Raw genomic sequence first — 25,776 nt, 5'->3', positions numbered from 1 at the left:
CGATGATAGCCGTGATACAGCGCGCGAGTTCAGCCCAGCTGCATATTAAAGAAAAACTTCACGCCTCCATCGGCAAGGGATTCGTAATTCTACTCGGCATTCATGTGGATGATACGCCGGCAGATGTCAACTATTTGGCCGGAAAAATCCATGGATTACGCATATTTTCCGATGCGGAAGGCAAAATGAATTTGTCGCTTGCACAGGTCGATGGACAGATTTTATTAGTGAGCCAATTTACCTTATACGCGGACACCCGAAAGGGAAATCGGCCTAGTTATATAGCAGCAGCCCGACCAGAACAAGCGATTCCTTTGTATGAACAAATGATTCATCAGCTCTCAGAAATGATGGGTGGACCGATTCAAACAGGCGTTTTTGGTGCCGACATGCAAGTAAGTTTGTGCAACGATGGTCCAGTGACCATCATCATCGATTCTAAAAACCCAGCGATATGACCTTAGAAGAAGCCCAAAAACAAGTAGACACCTGGATTCAAACCGTAGGCGTTCGGTACTTTAGCGAACTGACCAACATGGCCATGCTGACGGAAGAGGTGGGCGAAGTAGCGCGCATTATTGCCCGTCGGTACGGCGAACAGTCTGAAAAGGAGTCCGACAAGCAAAAAGACTTGGGGGATGAAATGGCAGATGTGCTGTTTGTGTTGATTTGTTTAGCCAATCAAACAGGCGTGAACCTCACCGAAGCGCTGGAAAAAAACATGCAAAAGAAAACGATCCGCGATGCAGATCGTCACCACAACAATCCCAAACTCAAATAATCATTACTTCGCTAGCGGGATTTGATTCGCTGAAATACGTTTGCTAATCGACTTGCCTTCCTCCTGATTCGGGATAAATGGCTTAATCAACGAAATCATATCCAGACTTGGATTCAGTTTTTGAATGGCCTCGTGGCGCACATCGAATTCCGTTTGACCCGATATTTGGGTGTATTCCGCGTCCGACAAGCCCTCATGCTGATTGCCGGCATTACTAAATGTAGCTAAATGAATACCAGCTAATTTACCGCCTTCCCATGAAACCACTTCCCCACCGTGGGCCCAATTGAAACCTGAAAGTGTGAAGTTTTTAGCATTGAGTTGTTGGACATCTTGCAAAGGAAGTCCCAAATAAAGCCCCGAATCTGTCTTCCAAGCAGACGATTTTCCTTGAATGGTTACGTCCACGATCTCACCGGCACGGTAATAGACGTACACTTGTTTAGCTGAGTTCGGGAAAATGATGGAACCTTGCAACGTATCTGTTCCGATGACCCAGCTCGTGTCTGCAACGACATTTTCTTTTCCGTATTTGGCTTGTAAGCCAGCTAAATTAGCGCAAGCCAATACTTCATTGAGTGATTGGGTTGGAACTTCTGTTTGGGGAGTTGTGCAAGCGAAAACCGTTGCAACAAGGAAAAGTAAACCTAATTTTTTCATACTAGAACGAATAAGCCAGGGTCAAATTAACTTGACGTCCCTGATTTTGATATTGATTGAACCGTTGATACGTTTTGCCCAACAGGTTGTTCCCTGAAAGACCCAAATTAACATTCCGCTTCACGAAATAATTAATTTTAAAGTTCAAATCTACAATATCATCTAATTGAATCAACTGATTTTGCGCAGGATTTAGGGCGAATAAATCCTTGATCCAATACACATCCGGTGAAATAAACACCTTATTCGATAGTTTCCAGGTATTCGTCCAGCTCACCGTCAAGCCTGGTTTGTGAGAAGCTTGGAAAACGGTGTTCAACAAGGAATAGCGCACATGGTCAACTTTCAAACTAGAGGTAAAGGCATTGGAAACATGCACGTTTACTTGACCGATAATGTTAGCAACTTGAATTTTTTGAATTCCACCGATGTACAAAATTTGAAAACGAGAAGCATCCGAAGGACTATTGATAAACGTAGGCAAATCAGCATACTCCGCATAATTATACTTGATTTCAAAATCGACATTTTTGTTACCTACCCCCTTGATACCTCCGAAAAGATTACCTACCTGACTAGTATTGGTAAATCTCGTTGGAATGGCCATCCAAGGATTTTCAGCCAAAAATGATTTAAGCGTATTGAATTGTACATCGCCACCGATTCCACCAAACAAATGAATGAAATCAGACACACCAAAATCCAACTCAAACTGCGGGAATATACTTGTCTTCGCAACCACATCTTTCCCCTCCTGTTCCGTTGCTACTAGAATCCCCGCATTGACCCGAATACGAGAACTCGCATACGCAATACTGGGGTTAACGCGATAAAATGAACGCAATAAAGGTTTATTCCCCAGCGCCGAAACATATTCTCCATGGATGTAATCAGCGTCCAAACGGGCTTTCACCTTCTCTGATAAATCTTTGGAATAGAACAAATGAGACTTCGCAATTAACTCCGAAAGTCCACCTGGATTCTGCAATAAGCCCGCATCTAAGGTCAATTTATAATCCGAATGTGCATTTTTACGCGCACTCAACACCTTGCCCAACACGTTGAAATACGAATAATTCAACCGAATATCCGCAGCTTTAACAAAACTAGGTATTTCAGGCAAGCCATAGGCGTGGTTGACTTGTCGGCTGGCAGATAGACTCCCTTCCCAGAAATTCACAGATCCTAAATACCTACTAACCAAACGGGCTTGATTTTCACTTCGAGCAGAATAGGTCGATTGGACCGGACCTTGTGCATTCGCGTCATGGTTCAGATAAAACCCAATAAACTTATTTTCTTGTGGCGAATGGCTCGCATTAAAGTTCAACAAGGTATGTCCGTAATTACCCACCCCGAGCTGCAAGACGTTATCGTATTTCTCGCCAAAAGCCACTTTAGCCGTATCTCGGGAACGCATATCCTGCGCGGGTGGCGCTTGGATACTTGGCAAGGAATCGCTTGACCACGTGAGACTCGTCGCTTGTTGCTTCATCTCCTTGATGCTCAAAGGCATCTTAAAAGACTTTAATGGCAGGTATTGACGTTCGGATACCTTCAATTGCCACAGGGACTTCGCGCCACCGGGAACCACAATCACGGATCGATCAATTTCCTGTGCGGACATGTTCAAGCTAAATACGCTTGCGACAAGGACAAAAAGAATAGTCGTTATACCCCTCATTTACTTAATTCTTCTAATTTTTTCTTTGCATGCAACAGAATGCTTTCATCACTCATACTCGACAAAATACTATCTAAAATGACTTTGGCTTGTCGGCCATTTTTCAATGCGATGAAATTATCGGCCATCAATAAATACGCCTTCCCTACCCAGGCATCCGCTACTTCATAATAGCGCGCGCCTTCTTGGCTAAAATATGTTTTAATTAAGTCTGTAGAACCTTTATAATCACCTGATTGTGAATGCATTGCAGCCACCTGAATAAGTGCCTGCGCTCCTATATCTGAACTTTCCCGCTGAACAACTTGCATGAAATAGCCTTCCGCTTTCGTAGCATCTTGCTTCTGCGCCCACGCATTTCCTAATGAAATGGTCAGTTGGTTCTTTTCTTCTGGGTTCGCCAATGCGTCTACCCAAACATCCGCTTTGGCGAGTTGATCCGTTTGCGCATACAACGACACTAATTTCTCCGTTGCCTTCAAACGTAATTCCGGCGTAATCGTTTCGCGTAAAGAAGCTGTCAGATACGCGATGGCTCCTTCCGTATTTTTTTGCTCCAATTCCAGCGTGGCTAATAACCAAAGTGCCTCCGACTTCTTATCTTCCGGCTGTACCCGCTTCAAGTAAGTAGCTGAATTCCCCCAATCTTTCGTCTGAAAAGTCCCGTACCCAAGCATCCAGTTGACCTCCGCCATCTGCTCGAATTTAGGATACTTCGATATAAATTTGACTAACTCCGGTACAGCCACGCGGTATTTTCCGGCCTCGAAAATAGACCGACATAAATCAAATAGCTCTTCATCGTCGCCTTTTTCGTCGCCGTGTTGTTTGGTATAAATCTCACGCAATTCAAAAACCTCTTCGCCACGACCGACGCGCTTCAGTATTTCACTTGCTCCAATCAACGCATCTTTTGACGTAGAATCCGCAGTAAATTGACGCACAATACGGATGTAATCATCCAGCGCTAAACTCCACTGATTGGTAATTTCATAGGTTTGACCCCGTATCAACAGCGATGGCGCGAGATACGGATTTCCCGAAGCGGCTTGTTGGATCGTTTGCGTCAGCGACCCAATCAACTCGCCATAAAGCAATTTATTTTGCGATTTGAACAACGCGGCATGGGCCTTAAATGTCGCTAAATCACGTAAGGGTGATTGTGGATATAAAGCTCCAATGCGTAAATATTCAGCATTTGCTTCCGCATAGCGACGCTCATTAAAAAGCACAGCCGCTTTGCGTTCGATCAGTGCATCTGTTCCCGCTTGACCTAAGGCAATGGCTTGCTCGAAATAGGCTAAACCAGCCTCTATTTTCCGATTCGCAATCGCCGTTTCAGCCGCATTTCTAAAGTCTTGTGGTGTCTTGGTGACCGCCACTTTATTGGACAAATATTCCTCAAAGTACAATTGCGCGCGATCATACATCGTAATGTAGGTAAACGACTGCGCCAAACTCAGGCGAATCCGTTGGCTTAATTCGGGTGAACCCGTTGGCTTTGAGGTCTCGGCCAACAATGGCATATAAATCTTAATCGCATCCGAATTCTTATTGTTTCTCGCTAAGATTTCTGCTTGGGCATAGCGCGCATTCCAGGCCATTTCTTGATTTAATGGATATTCTAAGGAACGTTTCAAGAACGTAATCGCCCGCTTTTGATCATTTGCCGCGTAATATTGGGCACCCTTTTCATACATCATCAATTGATATAAAGCTTGGAATTTGGCTTTTCCGGCGGGTGAATGGAGCATGAAGTGGGATAAGGCCGACAAATCTTGCGTCTGCTGAATTGCGAAAAGGGCTAGGTCAACGAACAATTCCGCATGCACTGGATTCGTGTCGGATGCTTGGTATTTTTTAACTTCTTGAATGATGCGAGGCCAATCTTTTTGAGATTTAAATATTTCCCAACGGGCAATAAAGGCATTTTCAGCTAGCACTGGATGGTATGGCAAAGCCGCAATCGCATCCAAAGTTTCCAATCGCTCTTTGACCTTATTTTGGGACTGATACATATCGGCCATCACCTGCAAGGCTTGTTGGCCCACCGAATCCTCCTCCGCCGCAATACCCTTAAACAAGGTCAATGACCGATCTAACTCACCCGATTTAGCTAGCGCATAAGCGAATTTAAACGTACGGTTACGCGAAAACTTAGTGGGTGAAGCTTTATACAAAATGTTGTAATTCCCGGCAGCCTTGGCATATTGGGCATTGGCAAATTGCTTCTCGGCAAGTATAAGAGCTAATTCAGTCACCAGGTATTTACCCGTCGTATCGGCTAAGATAGGTTCCACAAACTGCTCTAATTCCGCAATTTTACCTTGCTTCATGAGGGCTGAACTGATCCATTGCGGAATTTCGGGACCGTAGGTTGGGTCTTTGGCGGCCAACTTAAAATCAGCAATGGCCTCATCGTACATCCCTGATCTGAAATGCATCACACCCGCATAATAAGCTGCAGGCATGGAAAATTCTTCCTCGGATTCGTATTTTAAATTATTGAACAGCGCCAGCGCCTCCTTGAATTGCTTGACCTGATAATGCGAAATGGCTAAGAAATACGTGTATTCTAAATTGGTCTGTGCCGCTTGACTCAAATAGCGAATCGCACGTACCCAATCACCCGTTTCATAGTAAAACACACCTATTTCACGTTTGAGTAGGGCAGCAAATGGACTTTCGGGATGCTCAGACACAAAGCGAATGGCTTGCATTTCCGCCTCGGGGCGCATGGTGTAAATCGAACACATGGCGATGTAATATTCCACCTGTGTTTTTTCCGCCGTAGATTCACGGGGTTGTTGATGTAAATAGTTTAAATATTGAATAAATTCCTCGCGCGCAGCGATGAAGTTTTTAGACTGAAAAAAGAGATTAGCTTGACGAAATGTTTTGGCTGGATCTGTTGGCAAAGTGGTTTGTTGGCCCACACTCACCCACGCCGAAAAAAACATGAAAAGGAATGAAATACCAAAGGCGGAAAAACGTTTTTTCATTCAATGAATCAGGAGTGTTAAATAAAGATGCAAAATACAATTTAATTTCAATATTGATTTGAGGATGAAACGGATAATCAACAATATTATTTCCTTATGACACTATTTTCTCTAATTTTGACATACCAAATTACATAATCATCCACGACATGCTTCGTATTATTCTTTGCTTACTCATCATTTCGCCAGCCTTTGGCCAAGAAGCAGACCGCAGCACCAACAAACGAATTCCGCCGATCAAATATGGCGGTTATGTCATCTTCGAAAAAAATGGACATGGCCTGATTGCAACTGTTGAAAACGTTGGAAAAATGGATTTCAAACAAGCGAAAAAAGCGTGTGAGGATTTGACTCAAAATGGATTTGATGATTGGCGCTTGCCGACCAAAGAAGAGTTCGATTTGATACATCCCAAATTAAACCACAAGAAGATCGGTGGAGGAAGTATTTTTCAATCCGCTTGGTACTGGACTTCTTCTGAGGTAGACAAGGATAACGCCTACACGCACAACCTGCAAACTGGGTTGCAATCGCCCTATTTCAAGGATTTTAAATGCTTGGTGAAAGCTGTTCGTTCGTTTTAGGCAACACCCCAAAACGCTTCATTTGCACATCCATCACCCGAAACCAGATCGGTGGAACGAGGGCCAATAAAATCATTCCCGGATATCCCGTAGGCATTTGAGGCGTATCGTCATGATGACGCAATACCTGATATTTACGCGATGCTTGGAAGTGATGGTCGCTGTGTCGGCTTAACTCAAACAACAACAAACGTCCCATAATGTGATTGCTGTTCCAAGAATGGTGTGGCTTCACCCGCTCGTACCGGCCTGATTCCACGCGATCACGGGCTAATCCATAATGCTCAATGTAATTCACGGTTTCCAATTGGATCGACCCAATCAGCGCGGCCGCCATGAATGAGCCCATCACCAGTGTCCCGAAAAACCAGCCAATTAGAGCTAAAAACAGGATTTGAATGCCAATGAACAAACTGGTTTGTTGGGCATCTATCCGCCAAGCACTCCGCAACGTACCCGGAAAGGTTTGTAACCAAAACGCAAAAACAGATTGTTTGTATTTGGCCGAACTCGGATCATCTGGTGTACTCACGTGCGTGTGATGTCCTTTATTGTGCTCGATAAAAAAGTGCATGTATAAACTAGTGAGCAGTAGGCATTTGGCCAAAAACTGCTCGGCCTTAGTGGAACGATGACCTAATTCATGGGCGAGGTTAATGCCAAAAATACCGGCCATCAAGCCCATCATGGCGATGCGGCCAAGGCGATCGGACCAGGCCAATTCATCGGTCATGCTAATGAGAAAGAAATACAACGTGACAAACTGTAAACCAAAAGCCACATATAAAATCCAATCGTACAAAACATCTTTTTTGGCTAAAGCCTCTTCCTCAGCGGCTAGATTGCGCGCGTCTGGTTTTAAGACCAGTTCGATACCTGGGACGAAGGCGAAGGTAAATAAGAAGCCGGCCCAACAAGCCAACCCGGTAGAATGAAAGGACCAATAGGCAAAGGCGAACATGCAAAAAGGTGCGATGTATTTAAATGCTTTCATAATTAAAATTTGAAGACGTAATCTATATACGGTATGGCGACTGCTTCCCCAGCAGGAATTAACACACCAAAATCAAAGGAATTTTTCTCCCCCATAAAACGAAAACCACCCGTCAAAACACCCCGATTTTTCATGGAGTAGGTTTCAGTTTGGAAATCATATTCGCGCAAGGAGAACAACCAATTTTCTGTCACGAGCATGACACGATTCGAAATACGCGTCATGGCTGAAATCGTAAACATCGGTCGGCGCGCTCCACGCCACGCATAACTCGCATTGGGATCTTGTTGTTTGACCGCGCCCCAGCCGGCATTGAGGGTCACATTATGTTCCCGTGTGCCGTAGGTGGCGGAGCCATAGCCAACTGCTAAACCAAAATTAAAGTCTTTAATGAAAGACGTTGCGGCCAGCATACCATAACCGAGGTGCCATTGGGGGGCCACTTGATACCCCCATTTAGGGGTGATGAAGAAAGCAAAGGGAATCACGGCGCCACCACCTATGGAAAAGTGATCATTCACACCATATTGCACACTATTCGCGAGCACATAGGCATTTTGATAATAGCGTTCTCCCTTGCGTAATGGGATGGCGGATGGACCAAAAAAGTAGCGCGTCGGATGTGGATTGTCAAATTGGATCCCAGCTTGTCCACCGGCGACTTCGGGCAGGTAGCGAAGTGATTTTACATTTGCTCGTGAGATAGCCAGATTACCTAATTCCTGACTAATGGCTTGCACTTGATCCGCGGACAGTTCTTGCAATGCACAGATAATGGTGCGGTTATCATAGAGTTGAATCTCCACACGAATGGAATTCCCGAGTTCATCTTGCGATTGAATCTGTGATTTGATTACCTGCATGGGTCCTAAATTCAACTCGAGAACTTGGATCGCACGCTCATCTTCCGATTGAAATTGCCCTACTAATGGCGTGGCATTGGGCAGCTGGATGCGCACAAAGCGTTTTTGTGCGAGCAGGCAGCCCGGCAAAATCAACATGAAAATAAAAACGAGCGCACGCATAGGCATCAAATTTAACTAAAGATGCAATTATTTTTTATAGGTGATGCGGTAGATGCTGCCACCTAAGTCGTCACTAACATATAAAGAACCATCAGGGCCTTGTGCCAACCCACATGGGCGATGTTGGATCGGGCCCGTTGGTTTCACCAAATCCGTTCCCGCAAAGTTATCCGCAAAGATTTCCCATTTGCCACTAGGCTTTCCGTTTTTGAAGGGTACAAAGCCAACGAGGTAGCCTTTTTTAAATTCGGAAGATTGGCCATGGAAGGCAATGAACGCACCATTTTTGTATTTGGCCGGGAATTGATTTCCGGTATAAAATAACAAATCATTGGGTCCCATGTGGGCAGGAAAGGCGACGGTTGGGTCCAAGGCATTTTCACCGCCTGTCTTCTTTCCGTCTCCACCGTATTCGGGCGCAACGATCTTTTTATTTTGTTTTTGGTCGTAGTAGATGTAGGGCCAGCCGGCATCATCGCCTGCTTTTTTGAATTCGTACATCGCCTCAGCAGGTAATTCCTGGGACATTTGAGGCGTATAATATTGGGGATAAAAATCGTGGAATTGACCACGTCCATGCGCCATGGCGAACAGTGAATTTGTTTGGGTGTTCCAGGCAATCCCGACGGCATTCTTTAAACCGGTGGCGTATCGCACGCCATCTTGGAATTTTTGGTTGAGTTTATTGGCATCAAACTGCCAAATCCCTCCTGCTGAATCCAGGATCGCGCAGGGACTCATGCCTTTCCCGGTTCCGGGCACACGACATGGATCGTTCCAGGAGCCGATGGTCACATAAATATGTTTTTTGTCTTTGTCAAAAACGAACGGTTTCGCATTATCACGTCCGTGATCAGGCAAACCGTCCACGATCGTTTCGTAGGTATTTACGTCGGCAATTTCACCTTGCGCATTCAGCGCATAGCGATGCACACCTTTGTTGGACGCCGCATAAAAATACTCCCCATCGATCCCAATCCCGGTTCCCGTATAATTGCCAAACCAATTCTGATCTTCATACGCCCCGTCTTTGTCCTTGTCTTTTAACATAACGATGCCGTTCCCCTCTTTTAATTTGGAGAGTTTGGCATACACATGTCCTTGTTTGGAAACGGTGATGTGGCGCGTGGCGCCTAGTTCTTTACCGATTTCCGAGATGGAAAATCCGGTGGGTAATTTGATGTCTTGAGCAAAAAGAAGCGTAGGCGCTAAAAGTCCCAGGGTAAGCCATTGTTTCATAGGTCGATAGGTAAATTTCCGACAAGGTAAGAAATTTTGGAAAAAGAGCTAGGGGGTGGTGGGGTTCTAGGGCAAATAATTAATAAGGAATCAATTCATAGGTCGTATTTCTTCCGCCGCCCATTTCCTGACGTAAAATTCCTTTCGCTAGCAGATCGTTTATGTCCCGTAGCGCTGTATCGTGGGAGCAATGCGCCATTTTAGCCCATTTAGAAGATTGCAATTTGCCTTGAAAATCATGCATGAGCTTGGTAAGCATCAGACGCTGCCGGTGATTTAAAGCAACCTGATCATGCTTTTTCCAAAAATCCACCTTCCACAACACCGCATCTAACTGCTGTTCCGCCGCCAAAAGCGCATGTTTCATACAAGTCAAAAACCAAACAAGCCAGGCCGTAATGTCTCCTGGACTATATTGAACTTGTTGTAAGATGGCATAGTAGTATTTCTTTTCAGCCATAATCTGACTCGACATACTGTAAAAACGGTCGGGGGAGTTTTCGGAACGAGCCAAAAGCAAGTCCGTTAATGCACGCGCAATTCGACCATTCCCATCATCAAAGGGGTGAATGATGATAAACCAAAAGTGGGCAATCGCCGCTTTTAATACCGGATCCAGGCCATTCGGCTGATTAAACCAAGCAATAAATTGAGCCATCTCAGCAGGCAAATCCGCTGGGGATATCGCCTGAAAATGTACCCGTTCATGCCCAATAGCACCTGAAACCACTTGCATGATGCCAGTCCGATATTTGGCTACTTCAATGGGATACATACCACTGTGGCCCGTGGGAAAAAGTGCGGCGTGCCAGCCGAACAATCGTTCGTTCGTAAGGTCTTTCGTGTATTGTTGGGTGGCGTCTAGCACCATGTCAACAATCCCTTCCACATTTCGGTCGACAGATTTCAAACCCCCTGCTTCCAAGCCGAGTCGAATTGCGATGGAAGAACGTACTTGGTCATAGTTGAGGATTTCTCCTTCGATCTCGGAGCTTTTGAGCACATCCAACGTCAGTGATTGCAGGATGGATTCTTCCTTGGATGGAAAGCCGAGTGCCAGCATCCGACCTTGAATCTTACCTTGCAGGAGTCGCACTTCACCGAAAATAGCTTGAATAGCTAAGTCATCCCACGTAAAATGAGGCCAATTTCCCTGCTGATATATGTACTCTGCCATGCGTAAAGGGTGTTTTGCGTCGATTAACTCATTTATTCTACGCAAATATGCGTCGAATATACAAATTATTCGACGCATGTGGCCAGCGGCCAAGAATTAATCAGGTTGTTGGCACCTGATTATCAAGTATTTGACCGCATTTTCGTCCCCCACCCCTTACCTTTGGCAAACCTCAAAGGATTGCCAAAGGTTGCGCAGGATGCTATATCCTGAAGCCAATATGTCAAGTTTATTACATTAAAAACTTGACAACTAAAAAATGTTTTTACTTTTGTATTCATGTCAATTGCATCCACCATACGAACTCAGATAAAACGTATTCCTAAAGGGAGGACTTTTGGCTATGCCGACTTATCCATTTCGAAAGCAGATTACCTAACGGCGGCAAAAGCATTAGAGCGGATGCAGGCAAAAGACGAAATAAAAAAACTTGCAAAAGGAATCTTTTACGTTCCGGAGATTTCGATTTTTGGCGAATTAAAACCAATGGACTCCGAGCAGTTACGTCCTTATTTGTTTAAAAATGGGAAGCGGGTCGCCTATGAAACAGGGACCTCGCTTTACAATCAATTGGGCTTAACCACCCAAATGGCATTTAAAATCAAGCTTGCTTGTAGCCAAAAAAGGATCAGCCTTAATCGAGGCAGCTTACAGGTAAAAACGGTCAAAAGTTATGTTGAGATAACGCAAGATAATTACGAATTACTTGGTCTATTAGACGCCATCAAGGATATCAAACGGATCCCAGACTGCCCCACCAAAAATGCCATTCAATTCTTTCGTGCTCGCTTGAAAACGATGAATAACCAAGAAATAAATAAAATAATACGCTATGCCCTCGCCTATCCACCCCGCGTGCGGGCATTACTAGGGGCGATGTTAGAAAATAACCAATATGTTGGACAGCTAAACACGCTAAAAGATAGTCTAAATCCGTTAACACGTATACCATTACGCCTTTCAGAAACTGATCTCCCCAATCAGGCGCAATGGTATATCATATGAATTTACACCAAAACCAAGCCCAATTTCAGGAAGCTATTCGTATAACAGCCGATCGTATGAAGCTACCCGCTTCGTTTGTTGAAAAAGATTATTGGGTATGTTTTGCTTTATATACCATTTTCCAACACAAAATTGGACAGGGTTTAGTCATTTATTTTAATTTAGGCGCCTTCAACAAGGTAATTGTCAAATGATTTTTTTAGTTTTTGTATAATTTTAATTCTGAAATTTTCTGGACCAATAACAGTCATCTGATCCGTATATTTTAATATAAAGCTCTCCAACTCCTGATTGATTTCAATATCGAGCTCTAATATACCTTCCCGAGTCTCTTCATTTACAATTTGTATCTTTTGAGTGAAATGAAGTGGGTATTTTTCAAGATAGCTGTTAATCCAATTGCGCGCTTCTAGTTTTATAGTAATCCTTTCTTGCTTCAGATCAGGGTTTCCAATGTTATTTCTAATTATACCAAAACTATATTTGAAGTAATCTGGTGGATTGAAGGAAGGATCCAATTTTACTTTAGGTGAAAATTTGGTCTCAATAACTGATTCGATCCTATCTAAAGCTAGTAGCCTTAACCCATTAATTTTAGGTTCTATTTCCATCTCTGTTCCAGTTGTTTCATGAAATAAAAGGTACCAGCCGGTATACCATCCATTATTATACTCCTTAATCATAAGTGGTAACCCAATCATCGTTTTGGATTTGGATGTTTTTGTGAAGCCCTTATGTTGAAACTGAATTGTTTTTTTACCTGATATACACTCAATTAACCTTTTGAGTTGTTCGGATCCTGACCTTTCTCCATCTTTGATTAGTTGGATGGCTGGCCAAGGTAAAACTTCATTGTATTGAGTCAAAATATTTTCAAGAGAGATTGCCTTTAACTTATTGACTAATCCTTGACCTGCTCCATCTGTGAACAAATGCTTATTAAATTCAATAGTAGAAGCAATTTGAGTTAATTCTCTTTCTGATAAAGATGGGAATGCACTTATATCATCTCTAACATAGTGATAGTGATTATTCAACTTACTAAATTTCAATAATGGCCCTAATTCATCTTCTAAGGTTGGATATCGTAAGCCAATTGCCTCTTTCAGGTTTTTAATGTCCCTATAAAAGGCACGTTGGCTATAACTCCCTAAATCAAAGTATTCTGAAAAGTGAGCAGCAACATTTTCATAAGTTACCTTGAAAGTTTTGCGAAGTAAGAGATTATTGATCTCTTTTAGTTTTTCATTTGAGTTCACAGAATCTACATTTTACCAATATTAATTAAAAGTTTGAATGATTGCCACTTTTTGGCAGTCGTGTGTCGTATTATTGTATTGTAATCATTCAGATAAAAAATGTCAAAGCCTCAATACCTATCAAAATCTGACTTTCAGTTGGCCTCTTCGTGTGCTAAAAAGCTAGTTTATAAAAAGAAAGGATATGATTCATCAAATGATACGGATGAATACATGATGATGCTTGCCCAAGGTGGCTATATAGTTGGCAAAATGGCCACTATGTTGTTTCCAGATGGCATAGAGGTGGAGGGCAGTACAGCTGAATCTTTACAAAAGACAAAAGAGCATATTGAAAAGTATGATTCAATAACTCTATTTGAACCTGCTTTTGAATATAACCAACGATTAGCTAGGATTGATATTTTTGTCAAACATGGTAATAAGATTCAATTAATTGAGGTTAAATCTGCATCAAGAGATTCTCTAAATCCTAAGAAGGACTCGAATAAACTTAACAAGTATATTCAAGATATATCATTTCAATATACCATTTTGAAGGATGTGTTCCCTGACTGCGAAATAACGTGTTTGCTCTTAATGCCCGATAAATCCATGAGGACTTTGATTGATGGTCTAGCTGGATGGTTTAGATTAATAGACAAATCTATTTCGCAGGATGAGGAATATGAAGCACCAAATGAGATTATCTCTAGAGAGACAAGTAAATTTCAAAAGCCGGAAGTTGAGTTTGTTTTTGATAATAATCCAAATCGGCAAGATTACATCGATAGACTTCGTAATGAAGGTATTCTAAATTACCTGGATGTCACAGAGAAAGCAATAGCACTTGAATCAGGAATTCGAGCTAAAGCTGAGTCGTATATCAAGATATTAAACAATGGACTTGAAGCTACCTCCCAAGATTATGAGATATCAAAATCGTGTAAATCATGTGAATATTACGTTTCAGGAGATGCTAATTGTGGTTTTTTAGAGTGTTGGAAAGGGGTGAATACATTTCCAAGTATTTTCGATTTGTACTATGGTGGAACAGTTGGTTCAAATAATTACTTGAATGAATTGATCAAAGATAGAAAATATGAGTTTAGGGACATTCAGACTGAACGATTATGTAAAAATGATGGAAGTATTGGAACGAGGAATGAGCGACAAATAATCCAGTTTGAAAATACAGTAAATAAAAAAGAATGGATTTCTGAAACCATGATACAAGAACTTGATTCTTGGATCTATCCACTTCATTTTATAGATTTTGAAACGTATACAGGTGCATTACCATTCCATCAAGGAATGCGCCCCTTCGAACTTATTGCATTTCAATGGTCGTGCCATACGATTGATCGACCAGATGCAGAACCTAGGCACCAGGAATTTATCTATACGGACTCTGATTTTCCAAATTTCAAGTTTGCCGAGAGCCTAATGAAGCATATTGGAATGTCAGGTACTCCTTTGATGTGGGCAACTCATGAGAATTCTGTTTTGAGAACTATCCTTTATCAAATGGATGAATATGGCTATCAAAATCCTGCATTAAAAGATTGGCTTCAAAAGACCATTAAGGATAAAGATTTAGGAACGGAAGGTCGGTTTATTGATATGAATGCATTTACCTTGAAACATTATTTCCATCCTGAAATGAAGGGTAAAACATCCATCAAAAAGGTATTGCCAGCTATTTGGAACAATAATCAACTCCTTCATGAAATACCGTATCTTCATAAGTATTCCATTAAAGACCTGGAACAACAAGTTTTAGATCCCTATGACACTTTATTTAATCTAGCTAACGAAAAAATGAAGTCCGTTGATGAAGAAATAGAAATACAATCAGAAGATGTGAAAGGTGGTACAGGCGCGATGAGAGCATTTTACCGGATTCGGTTCGATAATTCTATTACAAAGGAACATAAAGAAGAGCTAAAGCATAGATTGCTAGAGTATTGCAAATTGGATACAATGGCAATGGTTATTATTTGGTTGTATTGGAAACAAACCGTTAGATAATTTTAAATATTATAACTTTTATACAGGCAAAATTATATTTTCATTTGGTTGTTAATAAAAATTTATAAAATTATGAAAGCAAAAGATTTTTCAGAATTAGATTTTTCTCCTTGGGACATGGATTTTACTGAAGATGCGTTTGATGTTGGTGAAGATTGTTTAAATCTTTCATCAGATTCTTCAGATGTCACTGTAACAATTAGAGACGAGGGCGATTCACTTGTAGTTGAATGGGCATCAGATGATGATGGAGATCAGATATTATACGTTAAGTCAGATTCTAGTCAAACGGTAGATGAAGCCTATGGAATAATCAAAGTGCAATTAGATTCCTTTTAATTAATTTAATCCCAAATTAAAATGGTTTATTATACTGTATATACAGATTCAATTTCTGCTGTTAACGAATTTGCTAAATTTAATTATTCCTGTGAAAATGGTGATAATGAATTTCAAATTAAAATTAATGTGTCTGATTTGGAAAATTTTCGAGCATCAGTTATTTATTTTAAGTCCAATGGGAAATCCAAAATGTTAGAACTTATGGAGGATTGGTGTCAAGATTTTGTGAGCGATGGTGAAGAAATTCCTATTGGCTTAGACGAAGAAATATTAGAAATATTAAATTCATAAATTTAACAAACTAGTAACTAATAGTACTTAAAGATGTCATTTCAATATAAACCAAAATCTATTAATCAATTAAAGGAATCATATAATCGGAGAAAAAGAGAAGGCTTGAATGGATTTGAATCTTTCGATGATTTTTTTAAATGGTATAATAGCAAGGAGCTAATTTGTCATTATTGTGGCTTAAAAGAAGTAGAATCCCAAGAGCTATCCATTAAAGAAATATTAACGTCAAATAGATTTCCCAAAAAAGGAATTATTGGACAAGGGAAGAGTCGTGCAGTATGGTTGGAAGTGGACCGGATTAACCCGAATGGAAGCTATTCAAGAGAAAATAGCGTTTTGTGCTGCTATTTTTGCAATAATGATAAAAGTGATGTGTTTAGTGGAGAAATGTACTCTCAATTTTTTCAAAATAGAGTCTCATTTTTAAGGCAATTGTTGAAAAATGAAAAATTAGAATAATCTATTTCAATTAAGTCATTAAAAAAATCGATAATCATGGCAACAATTACATGTGCTCACTGTGGTGGTATGTTTCAAATTCAATTAACTATGGGAACGACTGGTCGTGGTTCCCGTGGATATCAACATTCAAGTTCTCACGGTTGTGGTAAAATGACAAACGTAGAGGTTCATAATGGGCAAATTGTAAAGACTTGGAAAGGGTAAATAAAGACTTAAAACTAACTTTTAACATTAATTTATAAATCAATGAATATCATTGTCACAAATTACAATATCAAAATAACTCCAGAAGGATTGTTCCAATTATTCATTAATGATGTACCTCATTCGGAAATATGTTTATGGATAAGAAAGTTGACTGATTATTTTTATCTCTTAAAAACCTCGGATGGACAAAATAAAATAATCAATCCAAGCGATGGGGTGGAAATTCTGCTAGGAGAAAACCATTTGAATATTTATGATAAATATGTTAGGTATTCAGAAGACAATAAATTCAAATTCATTGACTTCGAATTAAATAATTATAGCACATTCGAGATAAATAAAGGAGAAGACATATATAATATTCAGAGGTTTGACAAATTTCTTTTATACGAACAAAAGCTCTACTCAAAAAATAATTTATTAGTTGATCTGAAATCATTAAAGTCATTTAATTTAAATGATCAGTTTTTGATTTTTAGTTACGAACAATTAATAATTATCACCGACAAGAATTTAAAAAACCAATTATATTGTCTTTCAAGTGATATAATTCCTGATCAAATAACTGATATTAAAACTGGACAAGTAATAAAAATTAGTATATCATCTGTCGATCAAATATTTAATCGTGAGGGTGAATTAGTGTTTAAAGGAAATTTTGGGGAATACTTATCGGATGGACCTATTAAAGTTTCAAATGATAACGGTGAATATTTATGGATTAGTAACAAATTGATAGGGCCAATTTCTGGATTTTCATTTGAAAAAATTATTATTTGTTACTCAAACAATTATAGAAAAGTAATTATAGAAGATGATAATTTATTAGATATCAATTTAGAAGATTTAAGTTTTAAAATCGCTAAATCAAATATAAAAGAGTTAAAGCCAGCAAAAAATGGAAGATACCAAATTGGATTGAACAAATTTGGAGAATCCTTTTCAGTTTTAACTGATGATGACAAATATTACTATTTCAATAGCGTTAAGAACCAATTCAATGAATACCCATTTGGTATAGAAAAATTTGTTTTTCAAAATGGGAAACTTTCATGGATGAGTTTCAATGGAGAAGTATTTGATGTTAATTTAGATTATGAAGAAATTGTAGATTATTCATATGTAGAAGACAGTTTGTTAATCGTTGCTAAAAAAACAAATGAATACTATTTGATTTCTACGAAAAATGGAATTTTAAAAAAAGGTAAAAAACCATTTGCTTTTCTTAGGAATTGGGGCGGATATGTAATGATAGACCCACTACCAGGAAAAAAAATAGAATTATATTATTACGATGACTTAAAAAATAAATTACACCATTTCCCATTTAAACTTCCAAGTGTAGGTTTAGAAAAGATGGATAGCCAGTTTAGGATCAGTTTGGATACCTTAGCACCCTTTATTGGTATCGAATTTGAAAGTTATAACAATCCACTTTGTTTATAAATAAATTACCTTATATGTAAATAAATTATGAAACTATTTTATTCCCTTAAAATTAAATATTAGAATAATACGTTTTAGTACCTATGATTTAGTAAGTATACTGATAGTTGAAATTTAAAGATAATTTATATGATTTTTTATTAGTGTTTTAAGTCTATGTATTCTAAAAATGTATTATTATATAAGTTTTGATTTACGAAAAGGGGAAGGAGGTTTTCCAGATTTGGAGAAAATTAAATTACTATTTTCATCAAAAGACCCTTTAGAAGTAATTAAAAAATATGTGGTGTTTTCATTTCACAATGATAATCAACTGCTTCCCGTAGATAAATACAAAATCATTGATAACGGACTGGATAAACTCGAAATTGGAAATGACGGAATGATCAAAGGTCCTATGCCAGTAATATGGTTAAAGCTTAAGGAGGAGATAGATTCAGAGGATATTAATTATTGGCAAGATGCATTGATGTCGGAATATAAATTATCAATTAAAGCCATAAATGATCATAATCCGTTCTTTTTTCAAGATCATAACGGATATTCAAAGGTGATTTATTCTGAACATTTAGCGGATGATTTATGGGAGAAATTGGAATATTGGGGCCAAAAACTTGATTTAGGTCAAAAAGTTGATATTGATAAAATATGTAGCATTGAAAGGAAAGAAAATCTAGAAGCTGAACCTTATAATATCACGCTTGAAATTTCATATCAAGCTGAAATTTCTACCTGGGGCTGGACTTTTGAGAGTCAAAAAGACTTAACTCATTTTAAACTGACTGATAATTTTTATTCAGATATAGTTAACTGTAAATATCCTGAAGAGAATCCCAACTTATATTTTTTACATAAAGCGATTTGTAAATAGATTTATTTGAAACTAGGTAAATCTTAAAATATTTGCAAAACTAAAATCATGGGGCATATTCCATAATGAGGGGCTAGATCTTGGTTGGACTTGGAAACCCCTGTGAAATTTTGTGTTTAGGATCTGGAATTCCTTAATAAATACGAAGATAAATATTTATAAATTGGTGATATTTTAGAAAATATTTGTTAGCTAAAATATTATAAAAATAATGAACCATCTACCACATCTTTCTATCCTTCATCAGCTTTACCTAACTGAAGAACAACCCTTCCGAAAGGTACATCGAATGATTGATTTGTTTGAAAGCATTATCAAAACGCATACCGTGGTTATTTTAGCTGGTTATGTTAAACATAATAAACTAAGCGATAAAGCTAAAGGATTGCTTTCTCAAGGCTTACGAACACCATCCCTTGGAACGTGGCAATTATTTAGTCGGGTACTATTTGAAGAGTTATCAAATGACAATAATAGTTTGATTTCAAATTACTTTTCGAAAGAATTTAACAAGCTAGAAAAAGCCTTACAAAATGAAAAAACAAATGTAATTGCCTTTCGAAATGGCTATGCACATGGTGCAACTCCTACTGATGCCCAATGCCTAACCGATATACAAAAGTTTGATCCATTTTTAAAGCAATTAATGCAATTTGAATGGCTTCGGGAATCCTCCTTAGTTGTTCGGGAAGAGAAAGTATGGATTACAACTAGCCAAGAATCTCTTTGCCTTCATCCTATTTTACTTTACCGAAAAGAAGATTCAGATGCATCATATGCCTTTTTCAATGATTTGAAAAATGATAAAATAGGTTTACTAAATTATACCCTTAGTAAACATTATAAGGAAAAAGAGCTATTTACAGAATTTCATAAACACCTGCCGCTTCATGAATGGAAAAAGTCTGGGAATAATGATTTTTACCAACGGATCGAAGAACTTACCGAAACGTTTAAGGGTAGAACATTAGAGCGTGATAAAATTTTACAATTTGTTGTCCAAAAATCCAAAGGTTATTTCTCTATTCAAGGTAATCCAGGGATTGGAAAATCTGCGCTAATTGCACAAATCTTAAAAGATTTGCGGGCGCATAGTGGATTGAAAAATATAAAAGTAATTGAATATTTCATTCGCCGTGGAACCCAGCAAGCACAGGTGGAGTATCTTTTCAATTACTTGATTCGTCGAACCGATGAGGTTTTTGAAGACGGAAGAGATATTTGTTCGGAAGGAAAAATGGTATTTGATTTACAAAATCAATTGTTTTCAAAATGGCGGTTATGGGAAGAACAGAATAATGGCCAACAATTACTTTTTTTGATTGACGGATTGGATGAAGGTGTTGAAAGTAATTTAGTAACATATCTTCCCCGTGAAAATTTTGAAAACATCCTATTTATTTATGGATCTCGACCTGGTGGGCATAAGAGTATTGATGATTTATGGGGACAATTACCTGTATTGAATCACACAAAACTAGAACTTTCTGGTTTGGGTGTTGAAGATATTCGTGCACTCATTTATGAAGTGGCCAATAAGTATGACTTAAATCGAGAAAGCCCTTGGGTTGATGCCGTTCAAATTAGATCCCAAGGAAATCCCCTTTATTTGAAATTACTCTGTGATGCTATAGAAAACGGCAGTATCAGCCTAAATGATATTAATGCCTTACCAAAAGAAATAGATGAATATTATAATGCAATTTTGCTTCGATATGCCCAAGATACTATTGACGGCGATGCTTTACTTACAGGTTTATTCACGTTTGCAGCGGCCAAAGATTATTTGACGTTTGCTCACCTTGGACTAATTAACCAATTAGGCCAGTCATCCATTCAACGCATTGGGAGTACCCTAAAAGAGGTACTTATTGAAAACCCATTAACAGAGGACGTATTGGATTTTCAATTGTTTCACGAAAGTTTTAGGGAATATTTAGTACGCGAAAATCATAAACAAGTAAGTGATGCGACAGGTCGAATCATCAATTTCTGTATCAATTGGAAGGATTTAAGTGGTAGTTGGGAACAGCGCTATGCATTAGAACATTTTGCCGCACATTTATCTGAAAGTAAAAAGGCTGATCATCATGAACTTTTATTGGAATTAATTTATGATCAAGCATATGTTACGGAACAAAAAAACATTCTGAAAAATTTTGATTCTTCCGCCCAACTTTATCAATTGGGGCTTCTTAAGGCTTCTGAGCTCGACAAATTCGATAACACCTTAGAAGCAGCATTATGTTTAGTTGATCTTCATTATGAAGAAGCCAATGACGCACCTCAAATTATAGAAATGGTTGCGAATGGAGATATCGATTTAGCCCTAAAGCGCATTGAACGTTTTGGAGGTAATGACCAGGAAGGAATGAAGCGCAAGTTTACCCTGTATATGCTTTGTCTAATGGAGTTAACGCTGCTTGGAAGTAAAGACAAACCTTTCAAAAAATCTGGGATACAGAAATTACTAAATCATTTGGATGAACAAGTACCTCGGGATACGTCTCTGATCGATTGGTATAACTTCTTTCCGAGCTATATCGTATTTTTAATGTCTTGTGAATGGTTGGTTTTAAATTTGGATTTTAAATTAGTGTATAAATGGACCAAAAATTTGGAATCGGATTGGATTTCAGAGAAAGGACCTTATGATCAAAATCAATATAATGTTTTACTTGAAAGTGCAAATGGGATTAACAACCCTCGAAACAAAAATAACAACTTGATGGGTATTGCAAATGCACTTTCGAAACAAGGGATAATTAATAAAGCGCTCGAATGTTTAAATTGTATAACAGAAGAATTTCATAAAATTAATATTCTAGGTAACATTGCAAAAGAGGTGCTAATTCAAGGAAATCATGAAGAAGCAACTTCTTTGATGGAAAAAGCATTTAAATGTACTGAGAGTATTAAAGATGATTGGGAAAAGAGTATTGCATTAAATTACATATCTAATTGTTTAGCACAACAGGGAAAGGTTAATGAGGCACTTGAATGTTCCTTTGGAATTAGTGATGAATACCAAAAATCTAGAGCTCTAATAGATATTGCCACATATATATACAAAGAAGGGGAGCAAGAAAAAGCCAAATCAGTTATTAAAAAAGCGATTGAATGTCAAAAGAATATTAGTGATATTGAACAAAGATGTAACGTTCAGAATGAAATATCGACTGAACTTTTTAAGCAAGGAATGCACGAAGAAGCGACATCAGTTATGAATGAAGCACTTAAATGCGCTCAAAGTATAAATGATGATTGGTTAAGGAATATTGCGTTAAAGGACATCTCATGCGGATATGCAAAACAAGGAAAGGTTGATGAATCACTTGCATGTACTCGAGATATCAATGATAACGAGCAAAAGAGTGACACTCTTACAAAAATATCGTCTGAATTGACTAAAATAGGAAAAGTAGATGAGGCGGTAGTAGTTATTAACGAGGCAATTGAATTTGCTTATGAAATCATAAATGAAGAGCAAAAGAGTATTGCTTTCAAGTCCATATTTAATGAACTGGCTAAGCATGGTCACATTAAAAAAGCTGCTTCAGTAATGCGGAAAGCACTTGAATATAATAGTCGATTTAATGTTAATTATAAGCAAAATGTAAGTTTAGAAATTTCAATAGAATTTTCTAAACTGGGAAAACTAGAGGAATCTTTTGAGTGTGTATTATATCTTATTAACCAAAAACAAAAGAGTTGTGCTTACAAAGAGATATCGACTGAACTTTTTAAGCAAGGAATGCACGAAGAAGCGACATCAGTTATGAATGAAGCACTTAAATGCGCTCAAAGTATAAATGATGATTGGTTAAGGAATATTGCGTTAAAGGACATCTCATGCGGATATGCAAAACAGGGAAAGGTTGATGAATCACTGGCATGTACTCGAGATATCAATGATAACAAACAAAAGAGTGACGCTCTTACAAAGATATCGTCTGAATTGACTAAAATAGGAAAAGTAGATGAGGCGGTAGTAGTTATTAACGAGGCAATTGAATTTGCTTATGAAATTGTTGATGAATTACAAAAGATTCAAGCCTTGAAAGATATTTCAACCGAATTAAATAATTTAGGGGAATTTGACGAATCAACCTTAATTATGGATAAGGCACTTGAATTTACAAATAGTTTAAATTCTGTTCGGCGAATGAGTCAAGCCTTTGTTGAAATATCTGAAGAGCTAGTTAAACAAGGTAAGACAGAAACTGCGCTTGAATTTGTCCGCCAAATTAGTGACGATTGGCGAAAAACTCGAGGTCTTATTTCTATATCAATAGAATTAAATAAATCAGGTGATCAAAATGAAGCATACAAAATTATTCAAGAATCACTTGAAAATTCACGCGCTATTGGAAGCGAAATTAATAAAAGTAATTTAATTAAGGATATATCTATTGAATTGGCAAAAAGAGGCAACTGGCATTTAGCATTAGAAATTGGTTCGGAAATTTCGCAAATCGCAATGCGGCAAAGTTGCTGGAAAGAAATGGCTGAATCAATAAAAAAACATAGCGATTGGCAAAATTCTTTAAAACTTGTTGATAAACTGCAAAATGAAGAAGCGCGATTGTTTTATCTGAAAGGCTGGTCGGAAAGTTTATCTCCATTTGAAACAGATAATAGTTGTTTTAAAGAAGCTGTTTCGGTATTAATGAATGATTCCCAAAGTGTAGAAAATTTGTTGCAGGCGTATGCGCTTAATCAGCTAATGTTTGGTAGGCCAACAAAAGAACAGGTTAAACGCTTGAATAAAACACTTAATCTACAATGGGCCATTGATATTGTAAAAAAATTCCCCAAGGAGGTCGAAGATGGTCGCTTTTCCCACAATCTTGAAGATTGGATTCATGAAATAGTAGATGAAGATGAGAGAGATCAAATTGAATTATGGGCGAGACAAGTTCTTAAAGGTAAAATATCAGAAGAAGATTTTAAAAATAATATAGAAAATATTTAGCATACCATACCATATCATGTATTTTCATTTATTAATAGAAGGTTTGAAAACCGAGGTGATACTAAGGCAATAAAATTATATTTCTATGCTAAATTCAAATTTAGGTTAAGTTAAATCCATTGGCTAAAATAATTTTTGATTTTTTCAGGCATAAAAAATATAAAACTGATGATGGCTGAACCCCCACCTATTAAAATTATATAAGCCACATAGGACGGTAAATTAAAAAATTCTTGCACCGTGACGGCATATCCCAAAAATGGTTCGATGGCCGAAAAGGATGCCAAAAAGGAAACTAAGCCTAATAATATATTCGTTTTTTCTTGAGACCTTTCTTCTACTACCTCACCTATCTCTTGAATTCGTTTTGTTAAAGCAACCACCTCATTCTCCACGTCTAAAGCTACACGAAGTTTGGTATTAATCATGGCAGGAAGAAAATTATAGGATATAAAGGAGAGGTTATACACATTTAAAAAATCTCTCAAATCTGGCCGAAGATCAGTTTTGAAATCGGAAATTCCCGTATTCATCTTAAATAGGTTATATTTAACATATAGGTTATGAAGATAAATTAAGAAATAGTTTTCCTTAAAGGTTATAAATTGAAATTCTGAGGTTAAGATATTATTCCCAACGATAACAAAGGAATCTAACAAGGCAATTCCTCTCCAATTTCGAAATGCTGAAAACTGATAATTTTCTGCCAATTGTTTTTTGTATTCTTCGCTTGGTGCATTTGCGTCTTTGGATATCGCAGTTCCCGGTTGGGCTATACATCCTATATCATACAACAGGGCGTTTTGAGTTTCTAAATCTAGATCTTCTTCAAACTCACAGGTAATATATAATTTAAACTTTGTTCCTGAATATTCATCCAATTCAACTTCCTTTGCTCTATTTATTTGATCTAATAAATATTCTTTCACTATGAAAGCATTCCAATTTAAATCAGTTCCCTGAATTAACCCTCTTTCAAATTCTCGAACAACAAAACATGCATCTGAAAATTGGGCTAGCTGGGAAGATTGTTCATTAAATTCAACCTTTAAGTCTAGAGTAAACATCCCAAATGAGTCTGGAAAGAGAAATAAATCAACTTGGTTAATACTGATTTTTATTTCCTTATTTTCTGCTAATAGTGTGAGTCCCTGCTCAGTTTTTTTTGTTAGGCGTCTTACCTTATTGTTTTCGCCATTTAGAGTATATAAGTTCCGGAAACCCTTGTAAAAATAGTCCTTATAAAAAGGTAATGAAGTTGGAGCAAATTGATGTATTTCATACCCTGAAAAGATTGCTTTTTGCTCGAATTCTGAATTGATAGGGAAAACACCTACAATTTTCAGTATGTGGTTTTTGATTTTAATTTTTGTATAGTTTTCCATTAGTTCAATTTAATAAATTAGTATTAGCTACCAAAGTACTTCTACTTTTTGAGCTAAAACCAATTTGAAAATATATGTAAATTACTCAACAAACATAATTTTAATCCAATTAATCTGGTATTTTAGATTTTTTTAAATACAAATAATAAATTAATGATATTCAATGTATCTCTAGGAGTGGCCTTTTATAATCAGGGCTTTATTTACATTAAGAAGAGGTATCAAGAATACTTTGGTTCTCATGATAGTATAATTTATATTTATCTTGGCTCATGGAATGAAGTGCCAATAGAAGGCAGAATTAATTGAACTGCACAGCCGGGGGAATCTCCAAGAAATATGAAGGGAACATTTTATACAATATGGGTTAAGCA

General features: G+C 38.1%; 21 protein-coding genes. 12 read left to right on the top strand and 9 right to left on the bottom strand.

Annotated elements, in window-relative coordinates; genetic code table 11:
* Positions 1 to 2: 2 nt before the first annotated feature.
* Both dtd and U0R10_RS02255 read left to right on the top strand, forming a co-directional pair.
* Complete coding sequence (dtd, locus tag U0R10_RS02260; RefSeq protein ID WP_377982080.1) at positions 3 to 458, top strand: D-aminoacyl-tRNA deacylase; 456 nt, start codon at positions 3 to 5, stop codon at positions 456 to 458.
* Complete coding sequence (locus U0R10_RS02255) at positions 455 to 781, top strand: nucleotide pyrophosphohydrolase (protein WP_377982078.1); 327 nt, start codon at positions 455 to 457, stop codon at positions 779 to 781. The genes dtd and U0R10_RS02255 overlap by 4 nt, the downstream gene beginning before the upstream one ends.
* A 3-nt stretch (positions 782 to 784) precedes the next feature.
* Here the strand turns inward: U0R10_RS02255 and U0R10_RS02250 are convergent, their stop codons facing one another.
* From U0R10_RS02250 to U0R10_RS02240, 3 genes are read right to left on the bottom strand one after another with little or no spacing between them, the layout of a single operon-like run.
* A complete protein-coding gene (locus tag U0R10_RS02250; RefSeq protein ID WP_377982076.1) occupies positions 785 to 1,441 on the bottom strand; it encodes a hypothetical protein in 657 nt (218 codons plus the stop codon).
* A 1-nt stretch (position 1,442) separates the two neighbouring features.
* Positions 1,443 to 3,068 carry a hypothetical protein gene (locus U0R10_RS02245; protein ID WP_377982074.1) on the bottom strand — a complete coding sequence of 542 codons (1,626 nt, stop codon included), beginning with the start codon at positions 3,066 to 3,068 and terminating at the stop codon, positions 1,443 to 1,445.
* Between the two features lie 53 nt (positions 3,069 to 3,121).
* Entirely contained in the window at positions 3,122 to 6,127 is a 3,006-nt protein-coding gene (locus U0R10_RS02240) for a tetratricopeptide repeat protein (protein WP_377982073.1), read from the bottom strand.
* 149 nt (positions 6,128 to 6,276) lie between these two features.
* Here U0R10_RS02240 and U0R10_RS02235 point away from each other — a divergent pair, with 149 nt between their 5' ends.
* A complete protein-coding gene (locus U0R10_RS02235; RefSeq protein ID WP_377982071.1) occupies positions 6,277 to 6,711 on the top strand; it encodes an Lcl C-terminal domain-containing protein in 435 nt (144 codons plus the stop codon).
* Here the strand turns inward: U0R10_RS02235 and U0R10_RS02230 are convergent.
* From U0R10_RS02230 to U0R10_RS02215, 4 genes are all read right to left on the bottom strand, one after another.
* Positions 6,677 to 7,705, bottom strand: coding sequence for an alkane 1-monooxygenase (locus U0R10_RS02230; protein WP_377982069.1), 1,029 nt, complete (start codon positions 7,703 to 7,705; stop codon positions 6,677 to 6,679). The genes U0R10_RS02235 and U0R10_RS02230 overlap by 35 nt on opposite strands.
* A 2-nt stretch (positions 7,706 to 7,707) precedes the next feature.
* Positions 7,708 to 8,730, bottom strand: coding sequence for a porin family protein (locus tag U0R10_RS02225; RefSeq protein ID WP_377982067.1), 1,023 nt, complete (start codon positions 8,728 to 8,730; stop codon positions 7,708 to 7,710).
* 27 nt (positions 8,731 to 8,757) lie between these two features.
* A complete protein-coding gene (locus tag U0R10_RS02220; RefSeq protein WP_377982065.1) occupies positions 8,758 to 9,969 on the bottom strand; it encodes a PQQ-dependent sugar dehydrogenase in 1,212 nt (403 codons plus the stop codon).
* A gap of 79 nt (positions 9,970 to 10,048) precedes the next feature.
* Positions 10,049 to 11,146: a Fic family protein gene (locus U0R10_RS02215; RefSeq protein ID WP_377982064.1), complete on the bottom strand. Its 1,098-nt coding sequence runs from the start codon at positions 11,144 to 11,146 to the stop codon at positions 10,049 to 10,051.
* 279 nt (positions 11,147 to 11,425) lie between these two features.
* On the opposite strand from U0R10_RS02215, the gene U0R10_RS02210 reads away from it, so the two are divergent.
* Positions 11,426 to 12,151, top strand: coding sequence for a DUF6088 family protein (locus U0R10_RS02210; RefSeq protein ID WP_377982062.1), 726 nt, complete (start codon positions 11,426 to 11,428; stop codon positions 12,149 to 12,151).
* Positions 12,152 to 12,312: 161 nt separating this feature from the next.
* Here U0R10_RS02210 and U0R10_RS02205 read toward each other — a convergent pair whose 3' ends face one another.
* Complete coding sequence (locus U0R10_RS02205) at positions 12,313 to 13,410, bottom strand: helix-turn-helix transcriptional regulator (RefSeq protein WP_377982060.1); 1,098 nt, start codon at positions 13,408 to 13,410, stop codon at positions 12,313 to 12,315.
* Positions 13,411 to 13,509: 99 nt separating this feature from the next.
* Between U0R10_RS02205 and U0R10_RS02200 the strand changes: the two genes are divergently transcribed.
* The 8 genes from U0R10_RS02200 to U0R10_RS02165 all read left to right on the top strand — a co-directional run bounded on the left by U0R10_RS02200 (position 13,510) and on the right by U0R10_RS02165 (position 24,017).
* Positions 13,510 to 15,420 (top strand): DUF2779 domain-containing protein, encoded by a 1,911-nt coding sequence (locus U0R10_RS02200; RefSeq protein WP_377982058.1) that lies wholly within the window; start codon positions 13,510 to 13,512, stop codon positions 15,418 to 15,420.
* 72 nt (positions 15,421 to 15,492) lie between these two features.
* Entirely contained in the window at positions 15,493 to 15,759 is a 267-nt protein-coding gene (locus tag U0R10_RS02195; RefSeq protein ID WP_377982056.1) for a hypothetical protein, read from the top strand.
* A gap of 21 nt (positions 15,760 to 15,780) precedes the next feature.
* A complete protein-coding gene (locus tag U0R10_RS02190; protein ID WP_377982055.1) occupies positions 15,781 to 16,053 on the top strand; it encodes a hypothetical protein in 273 nt (90 codons plus the stop codon).
* A 33-nt stretch (positions 16,054 to 16,086) separates the two neighbouring features.
* The gene (locus U0R10_RS02185) at positions 16,087 to 16,515 is read left to right on the top strand and encodes a hypothetical protein (RefSeq protein ID WP_377982053.1); all 429 of its coding nucleotides are present in this window, start codon (positions 16,087 to 16,089) and stop codon (positions 16,513 to 16,515) included.
* 36 nt (positions 16,516 to 16,551) lie between these two features.
* Positions 16,552 to 16,722, top strand: a complete 171-nt coding sequence (locus U0R10_RS02180; protein ID WP_377982051.1) for a hypothetical protein — start codon at positions 16,552 to 16,554, stop codon at positions 16,720 to 16,722.
* A gap of 42 nt (positions 16,723 to 16,764) precedes the next feature.
* Positions 16,765 to 18,171, top strand: coding sequence for a hypothetical protein (locus U0R10_RS02175; protein ID WP_377982049.1), 1,407 nt, complete (start codon positions 16,765 to 16,767; stop codon positions 18,169 to 18,171).
* A gap of 169 nt (positions 18,172 to 18,340) precedes the next feature.
* Positions 18,341 to 19,042 carry a hypothetical protein gene (locus tag U0R10_RS02170; protein WP_377982047.1) on the top strand — a complete coding sequence of 234 codons (702 nt, stop codon included), beginning with the start codon at positions 18,341 to 18,343 and terminating at the stop codon, positions 19,040 to 19,042.
* A 211-nt stretch (positions 19,043 to 19,253) separates the two neighbouring features.
* Positions 19,254 to 24,017, top strand: coding sequence for a P-loop domain-containing protein (locus U0R10_RS02165; RefSeq protein ID WP_377982046.1), 4,764 nt, complete (start codon positions 19,254 to 19,256; stop codon positions 24,015 to 24,017).
* 110 nt (positions 24,018 to 24,127) lie between these two features.
* Here U0R10_RS02165 and U0R10_RS02160 read toward each other — a convergent pair whose 3' ends face one another.
* The gene (locus tag U0R10_RS02160) at positions 24,128 to 25,402 is read right to left on the bottom strand and encodes a hypothetical protein (protein WP_377982045.1); all 1,275 of its coding nucleotides are present in this window, start codon (positions 25,400 to 25,402) and stop codon (positions 24,128 to 24,130) included.
* Between the last annotated feature and the right edge of the window lie 374 nt (positions 25,403 to 25,776).

The organism is Aquirufa avitistagni, assembly GCF_042715545.1.
Lineage (GTDB): Bacteria > Bacteroidota > Bacteroidia > Cytophagales > Spirosomataceae > Aquirufa > Aquirufa avitistagni.
Note: the sequence above shows the minus strand (reverse complement) of the source record. Positions and strands in the feature narration are given on the sequence as shown.

Bases quoted from the DNA above. Each gene is read 5' to 3' on its own strand.
- dtd (WP_377982080.1), top strand. From the start codon at position 3: ATGATAGCCGTGATACAGCGCGCGAGTTCAGCCCAGCTGCATATTAAA.
- U0R10_RS02255 (WP_377982078.1), top strand. From the start codon at position 455: ATGACCTTAGAAGAAGCCCAAAAACAAGTAGACACCTGGATTCAAACC.
- U0R10_RS02250 (WP_377982076.1), bottom strand. From the start codon at position 1,441: ATGAAAAAATTAGGTTTACTTTTCCTTGTTGCAACGGTTTTCGCTTGC.
- U0R10_RS02245 (WP_377982074.1), bottom strand. From the start codon at position 3,068: ATGTCCGCACAGGAAATTGATCGATCCGTGATTGTGGTTCCCGGTGGC.
- U0R10_RS02240 (WP_377982073.1), bottom strand. From the start codon at position 6,127: ATGAAAAAACGTTTTTCCGCCTTTGGTATTTCATTCCTTTTCATGTTT.
- U0R10_RS02235 (WP_377982071.1), top strand. From the start codon at position 6,277: ATGCTTCGTATTATTCTTTGCTTACTCATCATTTCGCCAGCCTTTGGC.
- U0R10_RS02230 (WP_377982069.1), bottom strand. From the start codon at position 7,705: ATGAAAGCATTTAAATACATCGCACCTTTTTGCATGTTCGCCTTTGCC.
- U0R10_RS02225 (WP_377982067.1), bottom strand. From the start codon at position 8,730: ATGCGTGCGCTCGTTTTTATTTTCATGTTGATTTTGCCGGGCTGCCTG.
- U0R10_RS02220 (WP_377982065.1), bottom strand. From the start codon at position 9,969: ATGAAACAATGGCTTACCCTGGGACTTTTAGCGCCTACGCTTCTTTTT.
- U0R10_RS02215 (WP_377982064.1), bottom strand. From the start codon at position 11,146: ATGGCAGAGTACATATATCAGCAGGGAAATTGGCCTCATTTTACGTGG.
- U0R10_RS02210 (WP_377982062.1), top strand. From the start codon at position 11,426: ATGTCAATTGCATCCACCATACGAACTCAGATAAAACGTATTCCTAAA.
- U0R10_RS02200 (WP_377982058.1), top strand. From the start codon at position 13,510: ATGTCAAAGCCTCAATACCTATCAAAATCTGACTTTCAGTTGGCCTCT.
- U0R10_RS02195 (WP_377982056.1), top strand. From the start codon at position 15,493: ATGAAAGCAAAAGATTTTTCAGAATTAGATTTTTCTCCTTGGGACATG.
- U0R10_RS02190 (WP_377982055.1), top strand. From the start codon at position 15,781: ATGGTTTATTATACTGTATATACAGATTCAATTTCTGCTGTTAACGAA.
- U0R10_RS02185 (WP_377982053.1), top strand. From the start codon at position 16,087: ATGTCATTTCAATATAAACCAAAATCTATTAATCAATTAAAGGAATCA.
- U0R10_RS02180 (WP_377982051.1), top strand. From the start codon at position 16,552: ATGGCAACAATTACATGTGCTCACTGTGGTGGTATGTTTCAAATTCAA.
- U0R10_RS02175 (WP_377982049.1), top strand. From the start codon at position 16,765: ATGAATATCATTGTCACAAATTACAATATCAAAATAACTCCAGAAGGA.
- U0R10_RS02170 (WP_377982047.1), top strand. From the start codon at position 18,341: ATGTATTATTATATAAGTTTTGATTTACGAAAAGGGGAAGGAGGTTTT.
- U0R10_RS02165 (WP_377982046.1), top strand. From the start codon at position 19,254: ATGAACCATCTACCACATCTTTCTATCCTTCATCAGCTTTACCTAACT.
- U0R10_RS02160 (WP_377982045.1), bottom strand. From the start codon at position 25,402: ATGGAAAACTATACAAAAATTAAAATCAAAAACCACATACTGAAAATT.